The sequence below is a fragment of the Paenibacillus sp. FSL W8-0186 genome, from assembly GCF_037969765.1.
Taxonomy (GTDB): domain Bacteria; phylum Bacillota; class Bacilli; order Paenibacillales; family Paenibacillaceae; genus Fontibacillus; species Fontibacillus woosongensis.
Genome location: NZ_CP150207.1, coordinates 4396890 through 4420233 on the forward strand (window position 1 = coordinate 4396890; position 23344 = coordinate 4420233).

The following is a 23344-nucleotide window of genomic DNA, read 5'->3' on the forward strand; positions in this document are numbered from 1 at the left end:
CGGCTAATCACCAGACATGTATATACTTTCTCATATCTCAAAAAGCAGCATTCAAAACCTTGGCCAAAGAGGCGCCCAGTGCCTCTTGCCAAGGTTCTTCCTGTTGTCCGCAACTTGAATCCGGCTCTTCCAACCGCTACAATATATTGTCATACAGGGCTAAAGAAAGGGGAGCGCCATGACCCGCAAAGTCGTTAACAACATCTCCGAGCTCGTCGGAGACACTCCAGCCGTGAGGCTGAACCGTCTGGTCAGCGTGCAGGACGCTGAGGTCTATGTTAAGCTGGAATATTTCAACCCGAGCGGCAGCGTCAAGGACCGCGCGGCTTCCCACATGATCCGCGAAGCGGAAAAGGCCGGCAAGTTGAAGCCGGGGGCAACCATCATCGAGCCGACCAGCGGCAACACCGGCATCGGACTGGCGATGAACGCCGCGGCCAAAGGCTACAGGACGATCCTTGTCATGCCCGATAATATGACTAAAGAGCGCATTAACATTTTGAAGGCTTATGGCGCGCAGGTGGTGCTCACACCCGCAGCCAAGCGGATGCCCGGGGCTATCGAAAAAGCGAAGCAGCTCCTTGCCGAAATTCCCGGCAGTTTCATGCCGCAGCAATTCCAGAACGAGGCGAATCCGGAAATCCATCGCCTGACCACCGGTCCTGAGATCGTGCAGCAAATGGACGGCAGGCTCGATGTTTTCGTCGCCACGTCCGGAACCGGCGGTACGATTACGGGAACTGGCGAATATTTGCGAAAACATATTCCCGGCATCCGGATCGCCGTCGTTGAGCCAATGGGTTCGCCGGTGCTGTCCGGCGGAGAGCCGGGACCGCATAAGCTTGTCGGCACGAGTCCAGGTTTTGTCCCGCCTATTCTCAATACCGGCGTTTACGACGAGATCGTTCAGGTATCCGACGAGGATGCGCTGGAGACGACTCGCCGCCTGGCCGCCTTGGAAGGGATTCTGGTTGGCCCCTCTGCGGGAGCCTCCGTCTGGACGGCGATTCAGTTTGCACACCAGCTTGGAGCGGGCAAGCGGATATTATGCATTGCGCCGGATACAGGCGAACGATATTTAAGCATGGACATCTTCAATTAAAGAGGTATAATAAACCAACCAAGTACAAAACAGAGGTAGGTGCCCAGCCATGAGCGAAATCATTCAGGGAGTATCCCATATCGACACGAAAGAACTGAGCGATATACTGCAGGATCCCGGCAACCGAACTATTCTTATCGACGTGAGAGAACCGGAGGAGTACATTCAGGCCCATATTCCGGGCGTACCGCTCATTCCTATGGGGGAGATTATCGGCTATATGGACGATTTGGACCCGGAACGGGAATACGTATTCATATGCCGGAGCGGGCAGCGGAGCTTTAATGTAGCTAAATATTTCCAACAGAATGGATTCGATGCAGTGCATAATTATGCCGGTGGCATGCTTGATTGGGACGGGGAAATGGCCACGGGCCTAGAGAACGTCATTGAGCATCCTTTGGATCCCAAGAAACTGGAGAGATAATGTAAAGCGTTGGCCTTGCCATCAAATGTAATGTTATGAAGTATTAATAATAAATCTCTCCTTATTTGAAGGAGAGATTTTCTTGTATTATTCTAATCCGCCTGATAGCTGAAATAGCCAAAGTAAGCTGGCGTCTTGGAATCCCGGCCGTTCCCGGTCGCGTACATCCCGAGCAGCGCCCCGGTAAAGCCGCCGTTGCCCTCCGGGGACAATGCCCGGGCTGGCGCCGCTCCCGTTTCGTGCCATGCCTCCCCGTCCAATGAGTACAGCAGCGCATACTCTCTTTCCTTGGCGATCACGCGAAGCCACACACGCTTCGCAGGAACCGGCTTCTCTGCCAAGACAGTCGTCTGTCCCTGATCCGTCATCATAGCGATCAGAAGCTGAGCGCCTCCCTTCCGTCGGATTCCGAGCGTCAGATTTCCCCGCTCATTGAGCCTGACAGCAATTCCAGCCTCTTCGCCATCGTTCTCTGGAACGAAATGAAGTTCCGTAGACACCGCAACAATTCGGTGCTGCTGACGGACGCCAAGAAACAAGGCAGGACCTGTATCCCGCAAAGCAAGGCTGTTCCCCGTCAACATCACGTAACCAGGCCGCGTGCCCAGCAGTATCTGTTCCTCCTGTGGAGCCAGTAGAAATGCCCAGCGGTACCCTAGCTGCGCGTCCGTAAAATCATCCCGCCAGTATGGCTCAGCCGCCGATGCCAAGGATGGCAGCGGGATGAATGTTCCTTCAGCAGCCATCTCCAATCTGACCGTTCCTTCATTATTGTCCACCACGGGCCAGCCATCCCCGGTCCATTGCACGGGAGCCAGGAAGGTTTCCCGTCCGAGCACGCTGTACTGCCCGTCTACGGGACGGACGCCAAGGAACATTGCCCACCATCTTCCTTCCGAATCCTCGACCAAGTCGGCATGACCAACATTCTGTATCGGATCATCAGCAAGGCGGTTATGGGTCAGCATCGGATAAGGCATCATCTCGAACGGCCCGTAAGGCGCATCGCCCCGGTAGACCAGGACGCGATGATCCCGGCCTGTGCCTCCGCAGGCGCAAATCAAATAATAGCGGCCTTTGATTTTATAGAGATGCGGCCCTTCCGTCCATACTCCTCCGTCGCCCCGGGCCACGACGACAGGCTCGCTTAGCGCTGCCCCCGTTGCAATATCGATCTCATACTGGATAATATGCGAATCCTTATCCGCCCCCATTTGCGCGGTCACGTACACCGTTCCATCATCGTCGAACATTAGCGACGGATCGATGTTCCCGTAAGGGATACGTATCGGATCGCTCCACGGTCCGGCAGGATCGGCAGCCGTCATGTAGAAATTGCCGATGCCCATCACATCCGTCGTAATGATATAGAAGACGCCCTCATGATGTCTTAAGGTCGGCGCATAAATCCCCTCCGAGCTTCTGCGGCCGGACAGATCGATCTGGCTCTTGCGCGTCAGCGCATGCCCAATCTGCTGCCAATGAATGAGATCCTTGCTGTGAAAAATCGGCAAACCGGGAACATACTCAAACGAGCTCGCCGCCATATAATAATCGCTGCCCACCCTAATTACGCTGGGATCGGGATAAAAACCCGGCAATACCGGGTTGCTGTAAATCTGCTTCATACTTTGTCCTCCTGTTCCTTGATTCATAATAAAACGTGCGCCCCCGCGCATCTGGCACACCCCGTACTTCCTCATTTTTAACCAAGCTGCTTTTTTGTGCCCTAATTAGCATAGGGCTGTCCCTAGAATGATCCTAGATAACAGAGGGACACCCTCATTCTTTAGCTCCTCTATAAAAACTGTCGAACACTACGCTATGACGTAAACTAATGGAATTTATGTATCTAATTCTACTCTATACGAACATCTTTTGGAATTAGATGGATTTGATGCGCCTAAAGTCAAGAATCCCGTCCATGATGGTCCTCACCCTTCTTCTAACGACATGAAATCCATTTAAATTTACATTTCATTTTTAACCGCAGAAAATAACTACTATAAATCCATTAGATAAGGGCAGGTCACATCAAGGGCAACTGCTCGTTTCGTCGCTTCTCCCCGCCCACAATCTACTGAAAATAGCAGGCCGCCTCCTCACTACGTGTCTACAAAAGCAGGTGTATGAAAAAAATTGGGCGGAAAAACTTACGTCTTCCCGCCCAATTTTTAATTTTGGGAACTTATTGGACAGCCCCGGTTACATCCTATTAAGCTCTAAGAATCCATCAACCCTGAAGTTCTCGTTCTTGAGCCGGCTACCTCGGCCACCCGGTAATAAGCGGGCTTCGGCTGATGACGGTCATCGAATAGGAACGGCCAATTTTTGCGCCCGTGAACCGGGAAATTGTCAAGCCACGTATAATCGTCAGCCGCTCCCCAGAACGTCACCGCGCCGATTATGTCTTTATATTCCTTGAGCAGTTTGAACATCTGCTCATACCGCTGTGCTTGAAGCTCGATGAGCTCAGCCGGCGCCTCCTTCAAATCCGCTCGCTTGTCGTCGAAGGCGAACATCGATACGTCGAGCTCGGTTAACTGCAGTTGAAGCCCAAGTGAAGCGTACTTCTCGATCGCTGCGCGAATATCGTCCAGCGATGGCCCGTACAGATTCCAGTGGGCCTGCAGGCCCATGCCATGAATAGGGGCGCCCTGCTCCACCAGAAGCTGGACGAGCCTGTAGATCTTTTCTCTTTTTAGCGGATTCGATTCATTGTAGTCATTGTAAAATAACAGGGCGTTTGGATCGGCTTCATGCGCAAGCTCAAACGCTTTGGCGATAAATTCAATCCCGGCGATTTCCGTCCATTTCGATTCCCGGAGCAGCGCCTGCCCTTCGTCGGCGATGACCTCATTCACCACATCCCAAGCATAGATATGCTCTTTATACCGCCCTACCACCGTGTGAATATGCTCCTTCATCCGGGCGTACAGCGTCTCTTTGCTGACCAGGCCTCCAGCCCGGTCCTCGAACAGCCAATCCGTCGTCTGGTTATGCCAGACCAGCGTATGCCCTCTGACCTGCATGCCGTATCGTTTGGCGAAGTCCACGATAGCATCCGCATCCCCGAACGTGAACTTCCCTTCCTCCGGCTGCAGACTGACAAACTTCATCTCATTTTCCGCAGTAATGCTGTTGAAATGATAAGCGAGCAATTCCTCCTGTGTTTGAATCGTCCGCGGGTTCACAGCGGCCCCAATTTGGAAGCAGTCCGCGAAAACTTCCTTCAGCTTCGGTTCGTTTCGGTTCATAACGCTGCTCATTATCCTTTAACCCCTCCTAATGTCATCCCTTGTACGAAGTATTTCTGCAGGAACGGATATACCAAAATAATAGGCACACTTGCCACAATCGTCATCGTTGCGCGGATGGATGTCGGTGTTACCCGGTTGATAGCGGCTTCCGAGCCGGAGAACATGCTCGCATAGTCGTTACCGCTGTTCAGGGAAGTATTCGAGTTCTGCAGTATTTTCATAAGCTCATACTGAAGAGTGCTCAGGTTCACATTGGATGAGTTGTATAAGAACACATCAAACCAGGAGTTCCACTGCGCTACGGCCGAGAACAGAGAGACGGTAGCGATAACCGGCAGACAGAGCGGCAGGACTACCCGCAGAAACGTCGTGAACTCGCCTGCGCCGTCGATACGGGCAGACTCCAGAATCCCTTCCGGCAGCTTCTCGATGAATGAACGGATAATAATGACGTTAAACACACCGATCAGACCCGGAATGATATAGACCCAGAAGCTGTTCATCATGCCGAGCTCCCGGATAAGCAGAAAATTGGGAATAAGCCCCCCGCTGAAATACATTGTCAGAATAAACGCGATCGAAATAAACTTGCGCAGCACGTATTCCGGCCGGGCGATCGTATAGGCGACCATCGTACAGCAGAACACGGACAGCACCGTACCGATCACGGTACGCAGCGCCGAAATCAGCGTTGCATGGAAAATCGTCGCTTCTTCAAATACATATTTGTAGTTCTCCCACGTAAATTCCCGCGGCAATAAATAAATGCCGCCCTTGATGGAGTCGTTGGCCGTGTTAAGCGACACGGCGAGCGTGTTGAGAAACGGATACAGCGTGACGATCATAAGACAAATCATGAAGATGATATTAAACGTATCGAACAGCCGGTCCGCTGGCGATTTGAACCGGGCATGCATCTTAGGCGCTTTCGATAGCGACTTAGCCATATTGAATCCTCCTTCAGAAATACGACCTTAGAACAGCCGGTCCTCGCCCAGTCTCTTCGCGATATGGTTAGCTGTAAACAACAGAATGAAGCTGACCACCGTCTTGAACATACCCGCCGCGATCGAGAGGGAGAAGTTCCCCATCTGAATCCCGTATTTAAGCACAAAGATATCCAGGTTCTCGGAATAGTCGACGTTCATGCCGTTGCCGAGCAGGTATTGTGGTTCGAAGCCGGTCTCCAGCAGGTTGCCGATGTTCATAATCAGCAATATGACGACAACAGACTTAATGCCCGGCAGCGTAATATTCCAAATGCGCTGGAACCGTCCTGCTCCGTCGATTTCCGCGGCTTCATACTGAGACGGATCAATACTGGTCATCGCCGCCAAATATATAATGGTGTTCCAACCTACGTTTTTCCAGACTTCCGAAACACCGAGTATTCCCCAGAAATATTTCCCTTCCCCGAGCCAGAGAATCGGCTCTTTGATAATGCCGAGCCACATCAGCACATCGTTAATGATGCCGCCGTCCGCTGACAACGCCGTCGAGATAATGCTTGAGGCTACAACCCACGAAATAAAGTGCGGTAAATAACTGATCGTCTGCACAACGCGCTTGAAGGCGACTTTACGGAGCTCATTAAGAAGAATCGCTAAAGTAATCGCTGTAACAAAACCCAGAACAAGATTGATAAAGCTCATGGCAAGTGTATTGCGCATAACCCGGACGAAATGCTCGTCCTGGAACAGGAACTTGAAGTGTTTCAGACCTACCCAGGTCTGCTCGAACATCCCTTTGGCCGGCTTGTAGTCCTGGAAGGCAATGCTCCAGCCCCACAGAGGCAAATATTTGAAGATGATCAGCCAAATCAGAAAAGGCACCGACATGAAGACGAGCGTTCTTTGCTTGCTTAGTTTATGGAAGAAACCTTTCAAGCCGCCGTCCATTTTATGAACCTCGGGCGACTCTGCCGGTCTTAATTGTGTCACATTGTCCACGGTTTCTTCTCCTCCCTATCCAGTAATGGGGAATTTAGATAACAGAAGGGCCGGAAATCCTCTCATTGCCCAGATCATCCGGCCCCTCCATTTCAAATTCTCGGTTTATTATTTTCCTTGAACCAGATCGACTTTCTTCGCAACTTCGTCTGTCATGAGCTGCTCATAATCTTTCACGCCAAGTTTGTTGAACTCTTTTACGTATTCATCCCAGATTTTGTCGAATTCCGCCGGATTGGCAAGAACGAGTTTCGGGAAGTATTTGCGCTGCAAATCCCCCTTCTTCTGTGTAAAGATTTGCGCCGGCGAACCTTGCTCGATCTGAATACTCCATGCCGGGTACCAAGGACGCTCATCAGGTGCAGCAAACAATTGCGAGAACGACTTGATGCCGTATGCTTCCAGCAGCTTCTTGTCGCTGTCGGAATAAGACATTTGCGCTACCTCAGGCTGACGGCCCGCTCCTACGGAGTTGCCGTCCGGCAGCGAGGAACCGTTACCGTAACGCGGCCAGTTGTACTCGAAGTACTTGAAGCCGAAGGACTCGCGGAAGGATTCCGCATTCGTCTGCTTGATTTGTTCCTCGGTACGATAGAAGCGGCCATTCTCATCTACCGAATAGGTCTCGCCTTCAATGCCCCAGTTCGATAAGATCTGATTCTCATCGGTGAGCAGGTTGTCGAAATATTTGATAATGCGTACAGGGTCTTTCGCGCTGACCGAGATACCTACCCCGCGGTTGTTAACAAAGGAAGGCGGATCGAGATACTGGTCTTTGGTGTTTTCGTCAAAAACGATCGGCAGTGCCATATACTCCAGATCATCGTTGCCAGTTTGCTGTGCAGCTTCACGCAGGTTGTTCATCGCTTGGCCGACCTGCCATCTGTAATCAAAGAAGCCAAGCACTTTGCCGGACGCGATTTTGGCCAGATATTGGTCGCGGTTGTCTACAAAGGATGACTTATCAAACAATCCTTCTGCATTCAGCTTGTTCAGCTCCTGCAAATACCGTTTGGTAATCTCGTCATCAGCATAGTCATTTGCTTCATGAGATTCCATGTCAATGATGACGCCGCCGTCATTTGGATACCCTGCAAGGTGCATCGGCGGATTCGTAAGAGCAAAGAACTGGTCTTGCGTAGTCAACGCGATATATCCCGTCAAGTCTTCACCCGGATGCTTCTTCACATAATCGCGGATCAGATTTAAGTAATCATCAAACGTCTTGATCTTTGGATAACCCGCTTCCTTCAGCACGCGGCGCTGAATCCAGAAGGCCCCCTGCTCGATATTCGGAGCGGAAATATATTCGCCCACTACGGCGCTCATCGGGAGGAAATAAATATTGCCGTCTTCAGCCTTCATCAAGTTGTAGTAAGGCTCATATACCCGTTTGATATTCGGGCCGTATTGATCGATCAAATCGTTTAGCGGAATAAAAGAGCCTGAGCTTAACAGCTTATCGATCGAGCCGCCTGGCACAAGAACGTCCGGGTAACTGTTGCTTGCTATAAACGTGCCTACCTTCGTATTCTCATCACCAACCAGATGCTCGATTTTAAAGTTTACGCCAGTCTGCTCTTCGAAGATTTTTCCAATTGTCGTTTCATTTGTATTAATGTCCTTGCCTGCTACAGCGTTGAAGTAAGTAAAAGTTACTTTATCCAGCTTCTCTTCCTGGGCTCCATTGCCGCTGCCCGCCGACGTATTGCTTCCCGCCTTGCTATTGTCTTTGCCGCCAGAGCAAGCAGACAATAGCGATGCCAGCATTACGATGGTCAGACAACTTAGCCAAAACCGTCTTTTCTTCATGCTTTTGACTTCCCCTTTCAGACTTTCATTTTTGTAAGCACTTTCATTATAAGAGAGCCAGACGGCGACTTTTACCCGTCAATCTAAAGTTGATACTTTGAAAACTATAGGAGCCCGGTTTAGATTTCTAACATTTCTACATCAGCCGCTTCTCCACCGGAATGATGAATAGAATCTCCGTTCCCTCGCCCAGTCTGCTGCGAATATTCAAAGTCAACTGGTCTTTGTAGAACATTCTGAGGCGATAGATGACATTCTGAATGCCGATGCGTTCCCCCATCTCTTCTTCGCCCTCCAGGTAGCGGTACAGTTTCTCGACCTGCTGGTCGGACATGCCAACGCCGTTATCCCGTATCGCGCAGATCAACTCGTCACCGGACTGCTTGATTTCCACCTCGATTTTTCCGCCTTGCTTCAAAGGTTCGATTCCATGGATGCTTGCGTTCTCTACAAAGGTAACGATGGACATTTTGGGAATCAATATCGAAGAATCAGCTTCGTTCGCAACGACCGTATATTCAATTTTCTCGCCAAACCGGTATTTCTGGATTTCCAGGAAGCAATAAATGAATTCCAGCTCTTCCTTCAAAGTAACCATATCCTTCCGCCATACGAGAGAATTGCGGAAAATCTTCGCCATATTATGAATGATCCTCGCGGTCTCCTCCTCGTCCTTCATCAAGCTCCGCATACGGATTGTCTCCAGGGCATTAAATAAAAAATGAGGATTGATCTGGCTTTGCAGCGCATTCAATTGGGCATGACGGCGTTCCAGCTCCAGATTTTTCTTCTGGATGTCGGCGACGTACACGTTATTGATCAGACTCTGGATCTGCAGGGTCATCCGGTTGAACTCGCCGGTTAATTGGCCGATTTCATCACGGGAGCCTTCATCCTGGATCGTCTCGAAATGCTGGTTTTTTACCTTCTTCATATGCTTCAAAATACGGATAAGCCTTACATTGAGCGATCGGGTGATCCAGACGATGATCAAGGTCGGCAGCAGAATATTGAGGCAAGTCAGCAGCACGATGAAATTTCGGTTTTGCCTGACCTCCTGGAATACTTCATCCTCGGAAATTCTGCCTACAATGCTCCAGCCGTTCAAATTATTGCTCTGCCCGTAATCTTTGTGAAATTCGATCGTTCTCTCCGGGGCGACGATCTGATCGAAAGGGATGGCGCCTGCATGCAAATCGAGATTGGCGTCGTTAGAATATTCAACCTCCCCGCGTTCATTCAGCAGGTAAATGCGGCCCTGCAAATTCAAATTATTAAATATTTGCCGGATCACCGGCATGCGCAAATCGATTTTCAGAAAATGCCCGTTCTCTTGCCGCGAGAAGTAATAGTAATCCATCCGGCGGATGACGCTGAACGTATCCAGCTGGCCATCCCGACCCGTGCGCATAAAAATCGGCGCAGACTGCTTGGCCGTGGATATTTTTTTATACCAATCCTGCTCCTTGACGTTCTGATCAATGTAGACAATGCCGCCCGAGTACAGCAGCGTGGGATTATCGACATATACGGTGATTGCCTCCACCGAATTATAAGCCGGGCTGGAGGTGTTGATAATCCGCCGCAAATATGAGTCGTAGGCCTCCACATACTCGGCAGGATGCTCGTATTCCGTCTCAATGATCTCGTTCAGGAGATGATCGGTATAAAAAACGGAAGATACCTGCAGGGTATCTTCCACTTCTTGAAGAAACTCGTTCTTGACTTGTTCCAGTGCCCGGGAAATGTCCTGCATCCGCTGATTTTTTACGCTCGTCGTAGTCACGTTATAGAAAATGAAATTCGTAAGCAGTATCGGCACGAACACGCATAGAAAATAGAGCAGCAGCATTTTGTCCCGCAGCCGGACATTATTTAAATTGGGTATCATCGGCCCGTCCTGACGGACGCCCCTCCCTTCACTAGCCGCGAACGGTATTCGCTCGGCGTCAGCTTCTCCAGCTTCTCGAACTGTGTCACGAAATAATCGGGATTGCTGAAGCCTACGCGGTCGGCGACCTCATATATCCGCATATCCGTTTGGCGAAGCAGCCGCTTGGCCTCACCTATTCTTAATTGCAGCAGGAAATCGTTGAAATACACGCCATAGGTTTTGCGGAACAATTGTCCTAAATAAACAGGGTTCATGTAAAATTTGGCGGCGATCGATTTCAAACTAATATTCTCGTGGTAATGCTCTTCGATATAAGCGCGGATTTTATGGATACCGCCCTTTTGCTGCTCCTTGCGCAAGACGCTGATATACTGGCCGCTCTCCTCGGCAAAAGCGGTAAAAAGCCGCTGGAGTTCCTGCAGGGACAAGTTCAAATCATGCCAGCCGACAATCGGGTCCAGCGAGACAAGCGACCGTTCGTCTCCGTCCATGCCGCGAATAATATCGATTACGCCGAGGACGCATTGATGAATGTTCATCTTCACAGCCTCAGGAGCATATCGCCTCTCCTGAAAACGCCGGAACATCTGCTTCATCGAACGTCCAAGCTCCTCCAGGCGATATTCCTCAATCTGCTCAATCAAGCGATGGTATAGCTCCTGATCGACCGGCACATACTGGACCGTGCATTCGCTCGTTTGGCTATGAACCACGATGCCGTCATGGTCGTGAACATATTTATATAACAATGCCTCTTTGGCGCTTTCATACGCGCGGCGAAGGCCTGCCAATCCCTGAACCGGGCAGCTGGCATATATAAAGACGCGCCCCTCCCAGACCTTTATTCTGGTGTGAAGCGCTTCTGCAAACGAACGGATGTTGTTATGGAACGGCTTTAGCAGGCGTTCAGGCACGATCACCCCGATACGGCTGCGGTGCTCATGAAGGTAGAGCGGCTGTTCTTCGCCTACGATTTCCTGCAGCGCTTTCTCCACCTGCTCCATAAACTGGTAAAGAGGCAGCTCTTCCCCTCCCTGCCGCCACGGATGCAGATCATTCAGTTCCACGAACATATAATACAGGCAATCACCGCTAGTCAGGTTCAGCTGCGCCTCCCAATTCGAGATGAATTGCTCCCCTGCTTCATTCCTGATAATCGACTCGATCATCGCCTGATTCTCCAGCCGCTGCTCCCGCTCCTTCCCTTCCCGCTCCTCTTGAAGCCGGCCGCTCAGCCTGCGCAGCATTTCAGTAAATTCGCCCTCATCGATCGGCTTGAGAATGAAATCATGAACTCCGTAGCGAACGGCCTGCTGGGCATAGCTGAAATCGTCATAACCGCTAATAATGACAAACGCAGGCGGCTCCTCATCCTCTTCAATCAGCTGACGGATCAGCCCAAGTCCATCCAATACCGGCATGCGGATATCGGTGATAACCAGATCGGGTCGCTGGGACCGGATCAGCTCCAGCGCGTCCTCCCCGTTGTCAGCTTCGCCGGATATCTGGAAGCCGCTAGCCTCCCAATCGATTAACTTGATTAATCCCTTCCTCGTAAACACCTCATCATCCACAAGAATGACACGATGAAGTTCCATCGGTATGCCTCCTCTCTGCCGGCTGCAATCCATACAGCCGGCATCATGATGTTGGTGGTGCTGTCAACGTTATGACAAGGAAATTCCAAAATAACGGACCGCGTTATGATAGCAGATGTCCTGAACGATACCGCCAATATAATCATAATCCGCCGGCAGCTCTCCCTCTTCGATCCACTCCCCGAATAACCGGCATAGGACACGCCGGAAATATTCATGTCTTGGCAGGGACATGAAGCTGCGCGAATCTGTCAGCATGCCGACGAAGGTACTGATGACCCCAATTGAGGATAACGCTTTCAACTGCTGCAGCATTCCCTCTTTCTGGTCATTAAACCACCAGGCCGAGCCAAGCTGAAGCTTGCCAGCGCTCTCGCTGGATTGGAAATTGCCGATCGTTGTCGCAAGCATTTCATAATGATAAGGATAAAGACTATAAACGATCGTCTTAGGCAGGCGATTGCCGGTTTCCAATTCATTCAAAAAAGCGTTCAAAGATGCCGCCAAATGATAATCGAGGATGGAATCGTACCCGCTGTCCTTGCCGATCGTCTTCAGCATGCGGTCGTTATTGTTGCGGATGGCGCCAATATGCAGTTGCATGGCCCAGCCGCGGTCATAATACATTTCACCCAAGCGAAGCAGCGTAAACGTCCGATAGCGATTTTCTTCCGATTCCGTCAGCATTTCTCCGCGGAGCGCTTTGGCAAAAATTTGTCCGGCCTCCCGTTCCGTCGTTCGCTCAAAAGGGAAAGCCCCAAATCCATGATCTGATAGGCGGCAGCCTTTCGCATGAAAATAATCGATTCGACTCTTCAGCACTTCTAACAGATCCTCGTAGCTCCCAACCGTGCAGCCGGCCGCCTGACCTAGCTCTGCCATATATTCCTGAAATCCCGGAGCCGTAATATTCAAAGCCCGGTCCGGTCTAAAGGTCGGCAGAACCTTGGCTGCAATCTCCCCGTTGTTTGCAATTTGCCCATGCGCCGCCAAAGTGTCGGCTGGATCATCCGTCGTACACGCAACCCGTACGTCGAACTGCTCTAGTATGCCTGCCGCGCGAAGCGATTTCTCCTGCAGACGTTCGTTGCAGCGATGCCAGATTTCCTCGGCATTCTCTTCGCTCAGCCGCTCCTCAATGCCAAAATAACGGGCGAGCTCCAAATGGCTCCAATGGTAAAGCGGGTTGCCGACAAGCCGTGGAACAGCACGGGCCCAAGCCATGAACTTCTCCTGATCCCCAGCCTCTCCCGTAATAAGCGATTCATCGATGCCCAGCCAGCGCATCGCCCGCCATTTATAATGATCCCCATCCAACCATAGCTCCGTCAAATTGCGAAACTGCTTGTTCGCCGCCACATCTGCCGGATTCAAATGATTGTGATAATCGTAAATCGGCATTCCCGCTGCATATTCGAAGTACAGCTTTTTTGCACTATTGTTCGTAAGCAGCAAGTTTTCCGTGTAAAAATGTGTCATCTCCATCCCCCTGACAGAATATAATCGTTGCTTCCTAATCACTATGATAATTCTTGATGAATACCAGTTCCATACTACCATACAAGTGTGGTAGTATGGAAGAAGTAAGGAGGTGATCGATTGAGAGGATGGAATCCCCCAATGCAAGAATCGGCCGGGAATACCGTGTACAACGAATTAAAGAAGCAAATCGTCAATATGGAGCTGGCTCCGGGAACTACGTTGTCTGAGAAGGAAATGTCGATCACTTTTAATGTGAGCCGTACTCCCGTGCGGGAGAGCTTTGTCCGGCTTGCCCAGGAAGGACTGGTGGTAGTGCTTCCGCAGCGCGGCACGCGGGTGTCCCTGATTGATCCGGACCTCGTTATGGAAGCCCAATTTATGCGGGAGCAGCTGGAGCGGGCCGTGGTCGGGCTAGCATGCAAGCAATTCCCTGAGAAGCTGCTCGAAGAACTCGGCAACAACTTGTCCCTGCAGCGGGAATCCCTGATGAAGCACGACGGGATGGCCATGTTCGAGTTGGATGAGCAATTTCACCGTATCTTGTTCGAAGGGGTGAACAAGCTCGGGACCTGGGGCGTCATTCAACAAATGAACGCTCATTTGAACCGGAGCCGCATCCTGTGGATGAGAACCGATCCCCATTGGGATCATTTATTCGAGCAGCATCGCGATATATATGAAGCAATTTGCCGAAAGGATGAAGCCTTGGCAGAGCGTCTGATGCAGACCCATCTGGCTCTTAGCATTTATAATCTCGGCCTGCTGCAGGAGAAATTTCCCGATTATTTTAATAACCAAACAAAAATTCATTAGGCGGTGAAGGCATGCGTATGGTATTTCGCTGGTTCGGCGAGAACAACGACACAGTTACGCTGGATCAAATTAGACAAATCCCTGGAACAGAGGGTATCGTGTGGGCACTTCATGATGTGCCCGCCGGAGAAGTATGGCCGCTCGAGCGGATTCAGGAAATCCACGACTTAGCCAGCAAGCACGGCTTGCATACGGAAGTCGTCGAAAGCGTGAACGTTCACGAGGATATTAAGCTCGGGCTTCCGACCCGGGATCAATATATCGAAAATTACATTCGCACAATCGAGAATTTGGCCCAAATCGGCGTTAAGGTCATTTGCTACAATTTCATGCCGGTATTCGACTGGGCGAGAACGGATTTGTTCAAAGAGATGGAAGACGGCTCAACCGCTCTATTCTTCGAGAAGGAGAAAATAGACGGAGTAGATCCATTCGAACTCGTAAAAATCATCAATCAGAACAGCGATCTGACGATGCCAGGCTGGGAGCCGGAGCGTCTCGCACATCTCACTTCCTTGTTCGAAGCATACCGGGACGTTACGGAAGAGGATCTATGGGACAATCTCAAGTACTTCCTAGACAGAATCGTTCCCGTCGCCGAAAAAAATGGCATCCTGATGGCGGTTCATCCGGACGATCCGCCGTTTGCAATCTTCGGATTGCCGCGAATCCTGAACGACCAAGCCGGCTTCCGCCGCCTGCTGTCGCTCCATGACAGCCCGGCCAACGGCATTACGCTGTGCACCGGATCGCTCGGAGCCAAGCCAAGCAACGACATCATCTCCATGATCCACGAATTCCAGGGGCGGATTCCGTTTACGCATATCCGTAACGTTCGCGTTATGGATAATGGGGATTTCATCGAGACCTCCCATAAAACCTCTGACGGCACGGTCGATATCAGCGGCGTTGTGAAAGCGTATTATGACACCGATTTCACAGGCTACTGCCGTCCTGACCACGGCAGACATATTTGGGGCGAGCAATGCCGTCCGGGATACGGATTATATGACCGCGCTCTCGGAATCATGTACTTATGGGGACTATGGGATGCCTATTCGAGACAGCAGGCACAATCCCCTAACGCAAGCGCTGGGGAGGGGAATTAACATGTGTGCATTGCCTAAGCATTCTTCCCTTGAAGGGAAAACCGCAGTCATTACCGGCGGCTCCGGCGTGCTCTGCCGGGCCATGGCGCAGGAGCTCGCCCGGCAGGGAGTCAAGGTCGCCATTCTTAACCGGACGAAGGAGAAGGGAGAAGAGGTTGCAGCAGCGATTCAAGCGAGCGGCGGCCAGGCGATCGCCGTCGCTTGCGACGTTACCGACGAGGCCAGTGTCCGTGAAGCGGAGAAGATCGTCCGGGAGCAGTTGGGCCCCTGCGATATTCTGATCAATGGAGCCGGCGGCAATCAGCCTAGCGCCAATACGACAAACGAAATTTTCCGCTCCGAGGATTTGGCAAATCCGGACATCACGACCTTCTTCGACCTGAGCATTCCTGGAGTTAGAACGGTATTTGACTTGAACTTCGTCGGCACCCTCATTCCTACGCAGGTGTTCGCCAAAACCATGCTCGGCCGCCCAGGAGCAGTCGTGCTGAACATTTCTTCGATGAGCGCTCCTTGCCCAATGACTAAAGTGCCTGCTTACAGTGCAGCGAAAGCGGCGATCAATAACTTTACGCAGTGGCTTGCCGTACATTTGGCGGAATCGGGTATCCGCGTCAATGCGATTGCGCCCGGTTTTTTCCTGACGGAACAGAACCGTAACCTGCTTACCAATGAGGACGGCTCGCTGACCGAGCGTTCTCACAAAATCATTACGCACACGCCGATGCGGCGCTTCGGCGTACCGGAGGATCTGCTCGGCACGCTGCTCTGGCTCGCCGATGCGGAAACGTCCGGCTTCGTTACCGGAACAGTCATTCCGGTGGACGGCGGCTTCATGGCTTATTCGGGAGTATAAACAAGCTTTGAAAACTTTAGCACTTTCCCCATGCAATTAAACATGTTGTTCTTAAACCTCCCGGACCCATGCGGGGATCTTATATACTGAATCACATTCCGGACTCAGATGAATACCATTTTCTATGCAGGGGGAGTATCATGTTCAGCGAAAATTATGTTATTCAGCAATCTAGCGGCGACGGCGCCTTTCAGCTCGTCCACGAGGGAGCGTCCGCAGACATCTACGTGTCCGATGAGGATCATGCCGGTGTTATCCGGGCGGCGAAGGATCTTCAGGCGGATGTGGAACGGGTGTCCGGACGCAGCCCCATGCTTATGCATGATCACAAGCTGCTGGCTGGGCACGCCGTCCTAATAGGTACGATCGGCAAAAACCCGGTCATTGACGCGCTGATCGCGGAAGGCAAGCTGGATGCAGGCGAGGTTGCCGGCAAATGGGAATCCTTCGTCATCCAGACAGTAGCCAGCCCCCTGCCAGGCATCGAGCAAGGGCTGGTCATCGCCGGCAGTGACAAGAGGGGAACCATCTTCGGCATTTACGATGTGTCTGAAAAAATCGGAGTATCGCCCTGGTACTGGTGGGCTGATGTTCCTGTCGCCTGGCGCGGCAGTCTTTACATCCACCCCGGCACCTATAAACAGGGAGAACCATCCGTAAAATACAGAGGAATATTCCTCAATGATGAGGGGCCGTCCCTCATGGCTTGGGTACGGGCGAATTTTCGTGATTTTACCCATGAATTCTATGAGAAAATATTCGAACTGCTTCTTAGATTGAAAGCGAATTATTTATGGCCGGCGATGTGGGACAACACGTTTTACGAGGATGACCCGCTGAACGCCGAAATGGCCGACCGGTACGGCATCATCATCGGAACTTCCCATCACGAGCCGATGCTGCGCCCGCACGGGGACTGGAAGAAGCATAAGCAGGGCCCTTGGGATTATTCAATGAACGAAGAGGTGCTTTACCGCTTCTGGGAGGAAGGCATCCGCCGCAGCCGGGACTACGAGAGCATCGTCACGCTCGGCATGCGCGGCGACGGGGACGAAGCGATGGACGGGCATTTGACCTTTGAGGAAAAAATCGCCCTGCTGGAGAAAATCGTCAGCGACCAGCGGAAGATCATTGCTGAACAAACCGGCCGCGACGCGTCTGAAGTTCCGCAGCTGTGGGCGCTGTACAAGGAAGTACAGGATTATTACGAGCACGGCATGCGTGTGCCCGGTGATGTAACGCTGCTCTGGTCCGATGACAATCACGGCAACCTGCGGCGCGTCCCTACTTCAGAGGAACGGGAACGCTCGGGGGGAGCAGGCATTTATTATCATCTCGATTACGTCGGCGGACCTCGCTCCTACAAATGGATCAATACCGTGCCGGCTCCAAAAATTTGGGAGCAAATGCATAAAGCCTACGAGTACGGTGCAGATCGCATCTGGATTGTCAATGTAGGCGACCTGAAGCCGATGGAATTTCCAATGGAATATTTTCTCCGCATGGCCTGGGATATTTCGCAATTTACGAAGGACAATGCCAGGGAATGTACCGTCCATTGGGCAAAACAGCAATTCGGCGCCAAATATGGCGAAGCCGTTGCAGAGATTTTGACAGGCTACGCCAAGTTCAACGGTAGAATCAAACCCGAGCTGTTGAACGCTGTAGAGCAGTACAGTCTGACGGATTACAAGGAAGCGGAGCTGGCGGTTACAGAGCTGAAGGCCATTTCCAGCCAAGCAGAGCAGCTGCATGAAGAGCTGCCGGAACCGATGCGGAACGCCTTTTTCCAATTAGCCCTCTATCCGGCCAAGGCTTCCGCGCAAATGCTGGAGCTGCATCTGCAGGCCGCGCGAAGCCGCTTGTATGCCCGTCAAGGAAGAAGGGCGGCCAACATCGCCGCCCGGGAGGCGGAGCTGATCTTTGAAGCCGATCGCGGGCTGACTTTGGCCTACAATAAAATGCTCTCGCAGGGCAAATGGGATCACCTGATGGATCAGACTCATATCGGATACACCTACTGGAACCAGCCGCCGGTAAACGCTATGCCGGAGACCAGCACGGTCGAAGCGAAGGAATACTTTGAGATGGGAATCGCTGTAGAGGGCTCGGCCGACGTATGGCCGCAGGCCAATACGGTATGCCGGCTGCCCGCATTCGATAGCTTTACCCGGGAGGCGCGGTACATCGAAGTCTTCAATAAAGGTACGGAGCCGTTCACTTTCCGCGCGGCGGCAGGAGCTCCCTGGATCAGGCTGTCCCTGACCACAGCAGAGGTCGTCTCGCAGAAGCGGATTTGGGTCGATATCGACTGGGCTGCTGCGCCAATTGGCCATGATGTGCAAGGCGAAATCATGATCAGCGGCCCAACGGGGGAAGAAGTCGCGGTGCAAATCGTCGTCTTCCATCCTGCCGAGCCAACCCGCGACTCGCTGATCGGCCATATCGAAACGGGCGGCGTTATCGCTATCGAGGCGGAGCATTACTCCGCAAGCCGCAGTGCAAACGGTGCGGCGTGGCAGCCGATTGCAGGCTACGGACGCACCTTATCCTCGGTTGCCGTATTCCCGGTAACCGGGCCTAGTGCAGAGCAGCCGGATGCCGGAAACTCGCCGAGCCTGGAATATCCCGTGTACATGACGAGTACGGGGGAGATTAGCGTCACGCTGTATGCTGCTCCATCCATTGATTTTGTGCCTGGACAGGGGCTGCGGATCGGCGTCTCCTTCGATGACGGGCCCGTACACATTGCCGAACTGATCGCAAAGCTGCCTGACGGGGGATTCGATGAACGCGACTGGGAGCAAAGCGTCATTTATAACATCCGTACCGGAACAACGCGGCACCTTATCGAGCAGCCGGGCTATCATACGCTGCGCCTTTGGATGGTCGATCCGATCGTCGTCCTGCAGAAGCTCGTAATCGACACCGGCGGTCAGAAGCCAAGCCTGCTCGGCCCGCCGGAGAGCTATTACAACGGGCTGCCCGCTGGAACGGCGCCATGGTCCGCGCAGGAGGCCGACCGGGATGGCTTCGATCCGTTCGTTGTGCCCGGCGTTCTAGGCGGCTGCTGCACCTCCCCTGAAGAGAAGCTGGATATTTTTGTGCAGCAGAGCGGCCTGTACTCGCTGAAACTTGCGGCCATTGTGAAGCCGGGCGACAAGCCGATGCTTCGGCTCAGCATCGACGGGCGCGAGCTGCCTGGGCCGATCTGCTTGACGCCGGCCGAGAACGGGAGCGGATCCCTGCGCTATGTCGCAGAGAATCTCCCGCTCGAGGCGGGCCGGCATTCGCTGCAGTTTACCGCTGAGCGCTGCCGCGCCCTGAACGGGGAGATGCAGCTCGAGCTCGCTGCGCCGGACCGGCTGCGCATTCGGCCATCGCTGCAGCGCGGCGGGCTGCTGCCGGAGAAGCCGCTAGTCGCCCAGGTCGGCTTGCTCGGCATCGACGGGCGCTGCAGCTGCCGCTATGCGCTGACCATCTCGCTCTATAGCGAAGACGATCACCTGCTGGACGAGGCAACCGTAACGGGCATTGTACCGCGCGGCGGCGAAGAAGTGCAGCGCGTCTGCCTAGCCGGTTCACGGCCGGAGAATGAGTCCCCTGGCTTTAGTGGCCAGGCGATGAGCAGCAGCGAAGCCTTAAATCATGGCCATCCAATAAACAGCAACGAAGCCGGGAATTTCCATGCAGCTTCTTCCCGCTATAAGCTGAAGCTTGCCGTAACCTATGACGGCATCACGCGGACGCACTGCTCGAACTGGATTCTTTGATTTTTCTTATATAGGCTTGCAGATAAAATAGCTGCCGGGGTCCCCGGCAGCTATTTGTAATTAAGCATGATGGTTTATTGGTTTATTGGTTTATTGGTTTATTGGTTTCAGACCGACGTCTGCTCCCTTTCCTCGATGGCATCGGGTCCGAATGATGTTGCTTGCTCCACGATTTATCGGTACTTTCCCCAATTCGGCGTCTTTACACCTTCACCTAGTGTAGTAGGCTGAGTAATGATCCAGCTAGCGGTAGCCGGCGTTACATAACGGTGGTTAAATTGCTAACGGACACAGAAGGCGCTATTTCGATATTTCGGCGGATTTTCCGATTGTTACGGACCCAGGGAGCCTTATTAGGCAATAATCAGCTAAATTTTGATTGCTTGTATGCAAATAAGGTCCTCTGCGTCCGTTAGTCCTTTATTTTGGGCAATTTCTCTGAAATAGCGGAACCTGTGTCCGTTAGTAATCCGCAGCCAGAACGACTGCACGACCACCCGGCATGCACACCGTTCGCCTACCCACGACTGGCTCGCCCACGCAAGGGTCACACTATCAGCCTACCCACGACTGGCTCACTGACGCAGGAGCACATCGCTCACCGACCGTCGGCTCACCCACACATGTGCACACACTACAGGCGCCCACACGTGCGCACACTACTCACCACGCCTACTATAGGCGCTCACCCACACATGCGCACACTACTCACCCTGCCTACTACAGGCCCGCCCACAAATGAGCACACCGTTTCACACTGCTTGCTAGCCAATCCGCGACGGCTTCAGCATACACCCGCTATGTGCTGCCGCTAATCCGAAGTGTGCCCACTCCTCCGAGCTTCATCCTGCAGTTTGCGGCAGGCTTGCCTTCCCGCGCTAGCGGCGATGCTGCTCCAGCCACTGGACGCCGTAGTCCACAAGCTCTCTCTGCGGCATTAGCATCACGCTGGCACCGGCGATTTGTCCGCGAATGATCCGCCCGCCTGAACGCTCAAAATCTGCACCCAGCCGGTCAAAGTCAGCCGATTCATAGTCCAGATCCATGTAGTGAATCCATTCTCTTACGCCTTCCTTCGTAATAGGAGCCTTGCATTCCACTATTTTTTTGCCGGAATAGCTTGCCCGGTGCTCTGATAGATGAAGAGATGTGTTTCTCCCATGTCCAACGCCCAGCAGCAGCACCCAGCCATGGTGGTCATAGATCCTGGACAGCGGCGAATGCTCGCCAAGTCCGTTGTCAAGATCATGCCCCGTCACAATATCGCCAGCATTTGCTCCCCAGGCCGCAAAAGAAACCTGAGGATGATTGCTGCGCATGACACCTCTTTGCTTGCGAAAGGTATCCGGAATCACGCCCATCCATTCGCATGGCGTCATGTCTTCGTCAAAAGGAGGCATTTCTGCCCGAATCGTCTCCCACCAAGACTCTGGGACCGGCGGATTCTCCCACCCTGAAGGATCGCTTAAATCCGGAGTATGCGTCGGCATAACCAACGTGCCGCCCATCCCTATCGCCTTCTCCAGAGCGAGAATGACGGATACCGGTCCCCCGAGCACCCATTGCCCCAGGGATTTGAACGAGGAATGCACGATCAGCGTCATCCCCTCCTGCACGCCGAGCTGCTTTAAATCCTGCAGCAGCGTTTCAACTGTAATTAATGTTCCTTTGATTTCTTCCATTGTATATTCACCTTCCCCCAATTCAACCGCCTATTTCCGTGCGAACATCCCCGAAATTATATTTCCGCGGCCTATTCGCGCCGGCTTCTCATCCCGTTCAGCAGCGTAATCTCATCGCCAGCTTGTATGAAACGTTCGTATTCGGGCGTCTCCATGCCATAGATGGCAATCCGGCCTTCAGCGTCATAATGAACGCCAAAGCCGTATTTTTTCGGAAGCTGGGAAGCCCTTAGGCAGGCATGCGATTTGCTGAACAGCGCATCCCAAATTTGCTGGCGGTTCGTTTCAAGCTCATCGGCCGGGATGTTTTTATGCCTAATATGAATTTCGAACAACAGCTGCTCATGCGTATACCGGTAAGGATAACGGCTCAAGAGCTCATACTGGATAACGTGAATCGGCTTATTGCTCGTTTTATACTGTGGAACGACGCTGCTGGTTACAGGGCAATCCGGCGATACTTTGATGAAAGTATTCTTATAGCTCATCGTTTTTCAATCGCTCCTTTTTGACGCATTAGCATCCATAGTTTAGAGTAATATCCGCCAATAGCGATTTAGCACTTCACGCCATCGTCTCATTCGCTTCTGGGGATATCCCCGGCTTCAAGCAGGGGCTCATACATCATCAGCGCATGGTTCTCGGTAATATAACAATCTTCGATCAATTCGGCGTCCAAGTTGTAGACACGGCGATAGATCAAATTATGCCTAATATGGCCGCCCCAGTATTCGCGCGTAATCCGATGTTCCCTCTCGTAGACCTCGTAACGGTACAAGGAAGGACTTGCTGCGCGAAGCTCTCCCACGAGATTCTCATGATTTAGAAATACATGCAATTGCACAGGCTCATCACTTGGGTTGTAAAGCTTCAAATCCAAATAATTGTACGAGCATGTCGCCCCGCTGCCAAACGGCTGGGTACGGCCGGAGTCCGGGAATACATCATAGCTGTGGCGGTGCCGCTCCCTTATTTCGAGAGGAGAATGAAGCGCCATCCAGTACAGCAAATTCGTAAGCTGGCACAGCCCACCGCCTACCCCATGCTTAAATTTACCATAGTGGAGGACCATGCCGTCAACGTAGCCTTTTCGCCGGGAAGGCTTGCCTACCCCCCTCCAAAAAGAGAACGTCTCTCCAGGCTGCAAAATCAAACCGTCGATCCGGGCTATCGCCAATTTCAGATTCGTGATTTTATTGTGCTGCAGCCACATATCGACATCCTTCAGCTGTCTCAGCAAAGGGCTTTGATGCTCGGAAATGACATGCGGCAGCAAATCACAGCTGCGGGTGCCGGCTATTTTGTCTTCGCCCAGATACCATTCCATATACCGTTTAAAACGATAATATCGCGTGCCAAGCCAGACCCGCAGCTTAGATCGCTTTACAGGCTTCATCGCTTCACTCATTCTGCCTTTCCCCCCCTGGCTCCGTATGTATTCCAGCACAATCTACTTTATTAAACAGTCCTTTCACCTAAAAAGTTGCAAACCTGCCCGTTTTCCAGATTCACTCGCAACATTTTCGACAATTTTCACAGTTTCGCAAAAATTTTCGATAATATTTTCCTTGCCGACAGGATTATTGG

17 protein-coding genes are annotated in these 23344 nt (G+C 52.2%); 6 read left to right on the forward strand and 11 right to left on the reverse strand.

Features of this window, described 5'->3' with window-relative positions:
• Window positions 1–178 precede the first annotated feature (178 nt).
• Together cysK and MKX50_RS19610 are read left to right on the forward strand one after the other, a co-directional pair.
• Complete coding sequence (gene cysK / locus MKX50_RS19605) at window positions 179–1102, forward strand: cysteine synthase A (RefSeq protein ID WP_213594355.1); 924 nt, start codon at window positions 179–181, stop codon at window positions 1100–1102.
• 49 nt (window positions 1103–1151) lie between these two features.
• Window positions 1152–1529, forward strand: a complete 378-nt coding sequence (locus MKX50_RS19610; protein WP_213594353.1) for a rhodanese-like domain-containing protein — start codon at window positions 1152–1154, stop codon at window positions 1527–1529.
• A gap of 92 nt (window positions 1530–1621) precedes the next feature.
• Here MKX50_RS19610 and MKX50_RS19615 read toward each other — a convergent pair whose 3' ends face one another.
• From MKX50_RS19615 to uxaC, 8 genes are all read right to left on the reverse strand, one after another.
• On the reverse strand, window positions 1622–3157 hold the full coding sequence (locus tag MKX50_RS19615; RefSeq protein WP_213594351.1) for a glycoside hydrolase family 43 protein: 1536 nt from the start codon (window positions 3155–3157) through the stop codon (window positions 1622–1624).
• 594 nt (window positions 3158–3751) lie between these two features.
• On the reverse strand, window positions 3752–4798 hold the full coding sequence (locus MKX50_RS19620) for an endo-1,4-beta-xylanase (RefSeq protein ID WP_244996835.1): 1047 nt from the start codon (window positions 4796–4798) through the stop codon (window positions 3752–3754).
• On the reverse strand, window positions 4798–5736 hold the full coding sequence (locus MKX50_RS19625; protein WP_213594349.1) for a carbohydrate ABC transporter permease: 939 nt from the start codon (window positions 5734–5736) through the stop codon (window positions 4798–4800). The genes MKX50_RS19620 and MKX50_RS19625 overlap by 1 nt, the downstream gene beginning before the upstream one ends.
• 27 nt (window positions 5737–5763) lie before the next feature.
• Window positions 5764–6687, reverse strand: a complete 924-nt coding sequence (locus tag MKX50_RS19630; protein WP_213594553.1) for a sugar ABC transporter permease — start codon at window positions 6685–6687, stop codon at window positions 5764–5766.
• Window positions 6688–6846: 159 nt separating this feature from the next.
• Window positions 6847–8550, reverse strand: a complete 1704-nt coding sequence (locus MKX50_RS19635) for an ABC transporter substrate-binding protein (protein WP_213594347.1) — start codon at window positions 8548–8550, stop codon at window positions 6847–6849.
• 136 nt (window positions 8551–8686) lie between these two features.
• Window positions 8687–10441: a sensor histidine kinase gene (locus tag MKX50_RS19640; protein ID WP_213594345.1), complete on the reverse strand. Its 1755-nt coding sequence runs from the start codon at window positions 10439–10441 to the stop codon at window positions 8687–8689.
• On the reverse strand, window positions 10438–12042 hold the full coding sequence (locus MKX50_RS19645; RefSeq protein WP_339157618.1) for a response regulator: 1605 nt from the start codon (window positions 12040–12042) through the stop codon (window positions 10438–10440). The genes MKX50_RS19640 and MKX50_RS19645 overlap by 4 nt, the downstream gene beginning before the upstream one ends.
• Window positions 12043–12111: 69 nt before the next feature.
• Window positions 12112–13521, reverse strand: coding sequence for a glucuronate isomerase (gene uxaC / locus MKX50_RS19650; RefSeq protein ID WP_339157619.1), 1410 nt, complete (start codon window positions 13519–13521; stop codon window positions 12112–12114).
• 141 nt (window positions 13522–13662) lie between these two features.
• Between uxaC and MKX50_RS19655 the strand changes: the two genes are divergently transcribed.
• The 4 genes from MKX50_RS19655 (at window position 13663) to MKX50_RS19670 (ending at window position 20075) form a co-directional block, all read left to right on the forward strand.
• The gene (locus MKX50_RS19655; protein ID WP_213594551.1) at window positions 13663–14337 is read left to right on the forward strand and encodes a GntR family transcriptional regulator; all 675 of its coding nucleotides are present in this window, start codon (window positions 13663–13665) and stop codon (window positions 14335–14337) included.
• Between the two features lie 11 nt (window positions 14338–14348).
• A complete protein-coding gene (gene uxuA, locus MKX50_RS19660) occupies window positions 14349–15446 on the forward strand; it encodes a mannonate dehydratase (protein WP_339157620.1) in 1098 nt (365 codons plus the stop codon).
• Between the two features lies 1 nt (window position 15447).
• A complete protein-coding gene (locus MKX50_RS19665) occupies window positions 15448–16302 on the forward strand; it encodes an SDR family oxidoreductase (protein WP_213594337.1) in 855 nt (284 codons plus the stop codon).
• Window positions 16303–16442: 140 nt separating this feature from the next.
• Window positions 16443–20075, forward strand: coding sequence for a glycosyl hydrolase 115 family protein (locus tag MKX50_RS19670; protein WP_339157621.1), 3633 nt, complete (start codon window positions 16443–16445; stop codon window positions 20073–20075).
• 878 nt (window positions 20076–20953) lie between these two features.
• Here the strand turns inward: MKX50_RS19670 and MKX50_RS19675 are convergent.
• The 3 genes from MKX50_RS19675 to MKX50_RS19685 form a co-directional block, all read right to left on the reverse strand.
• Window positions 20954–21757: an AAC(3) family N-acetyltransferase gene (locus tag MKX50_RS19675; protein ID WP_339157622.1), complete on the reverse strand. Its 804-nt coding sequence runs from the start codon at window positions 21755–21757 to the stop codon at window positions 20954–20956.
• A gap of 71 nt (window positions 21758–21828) precedes the next feature.
• Window positions 21829–22245 (reverse strand): DUF6157 family protein, encoded by a 417-nt coding sequence (locus MKX50_RS19680; protein ID WP_213593484.1) that lies wholly within the window; start codon window positions 22243–22245, stop codon window positions 21829–21831.
• Between the two features lie 89 nt (window positions 22246–22334).
• On the reverse strand, window positions 22335–23165 hold the full coding sequence (locus MKX50_RS19685; protein WP_213593482.1) for a VanW family protein: 831 nt from the start codon (window positions 23163–23165) through the stop codon (window positions 22335–22337).
• Between the last annotated feature and the right edge of the window lie 179 nt (window positions 23166–23344).

Coding starts and splice junctions, on each gene's coding strand:
- cysK (WP_213594355.1), top strand. CDS start 179: ATGACCCGCAAAGTCGTTAACAACATCTCCGAGCTCGTCGGAGACACT.
- MKX50_RS19610 (WP_213594353.1), top strand. CDS start 1,152: ATGAGCGAAATCATTCAGGGAGTATCCCATATCGACACGAAAGAACTG.
- MKX50_RS19615 (WP_213594351.1), bottom strand. CDS start 3,157: ATGAAGCAGATTTACAGCAACCCGGTATTGCCGGGTTTTTATCCCGAT.
- MKX50_RS19620 (WP_244996835.1), bottom strand. CDS start 4,798: ATGAGCAGCGTTATGAACCGAAACGAACCGAAGCTGAAGGAAGTTTTC.
- MKX50_RS19625 (WP_213594349.1), bottom strand. CDS start 5,736: ATGGCTAAGTCGCTATCGAAAGCGCCTAAGATGCATGCCCGGTTCAAA.
- MKX50_RS19630 (WP_213594553.1), bottom strand. CDS start 6,687: ATGGACGGCGGCTTGAAAGGTTTCTTCCATAAACTAAGCAAGCAAAGA.
- MKX50_RS19635 (WP_213594347.1), bottom strand. CDS start 8,550: ATGAAGAAAAGACGGTTTTGGCTAAGTTGTCTGACCATCGTAATGCTG.
- MKX50_RS19640 (WP_213594345.1), bottom strand. CDS start 10,441: ATGATACCCAATTTAAATAATGTCCGGCTGCGGGACAAAATGCTGCTG.
- MKX50_RS19645 (WP_339157618.1), bottom strand. CDS start 12,042: ATGGAACTTCATCGTGTCATTCTTGTGGATGATGAGGTGTTTACGAGG.
- uxaC (WP_339157619.1), bottom strand. CDS start 13,521: ATGACACATTTTTACACGGAAAACTTGCTGCTTACGAACAATAGTGCA.
- MKX50_RS19655 (WP_213594551.1), top strand. CDS start 13,663: ATGCAAGAATCGGCCGGGAATACCGTGTACAACGAATTAAAGAAGCAA.
- uxuA (WP_339157620.1), top strand. CDS start 14,349: ATGCGTATGGTATTTCGCTGGTTCGGCGAGAACAACGACACAGTTACG.
- MKX50_RS19665 (WP_213594337.1), top strand. CDS start 15,448: ATGTGTGCATTGCCTAAGCATTCTTCCCTTGAAGGGAAAACCGCAGTC.
- MKX50_RS19670 (WP_339157621.1), top strand. CDS start 16,443: ATGTTCAGCGAAAATTATGTTATTCAGCAATCTAGCGGCGACGGCGCC.
- MKX50_RS19675 (WP_339157622.1), bottom strand. CDS start 21,757: ATGGAAGAAATCAAAGGAACATTAATTACAGTTGAAACGCTGCTGCAG.
- MKX50_RS19680 (WP_213593484.1), bottom strand. CDS start 22,245: ATGAGCTATAAGAATACTTTCATCAAAGTATCGCCGGATTGCCCTGTA.
- MKX50_RS19685 (WP_213593482.1), bottom strand. CDS start 23,165: ATGAGTGAAGCGATGAAGCCTGTAAAGCGATCTAAGCTGCGGGTCTGG.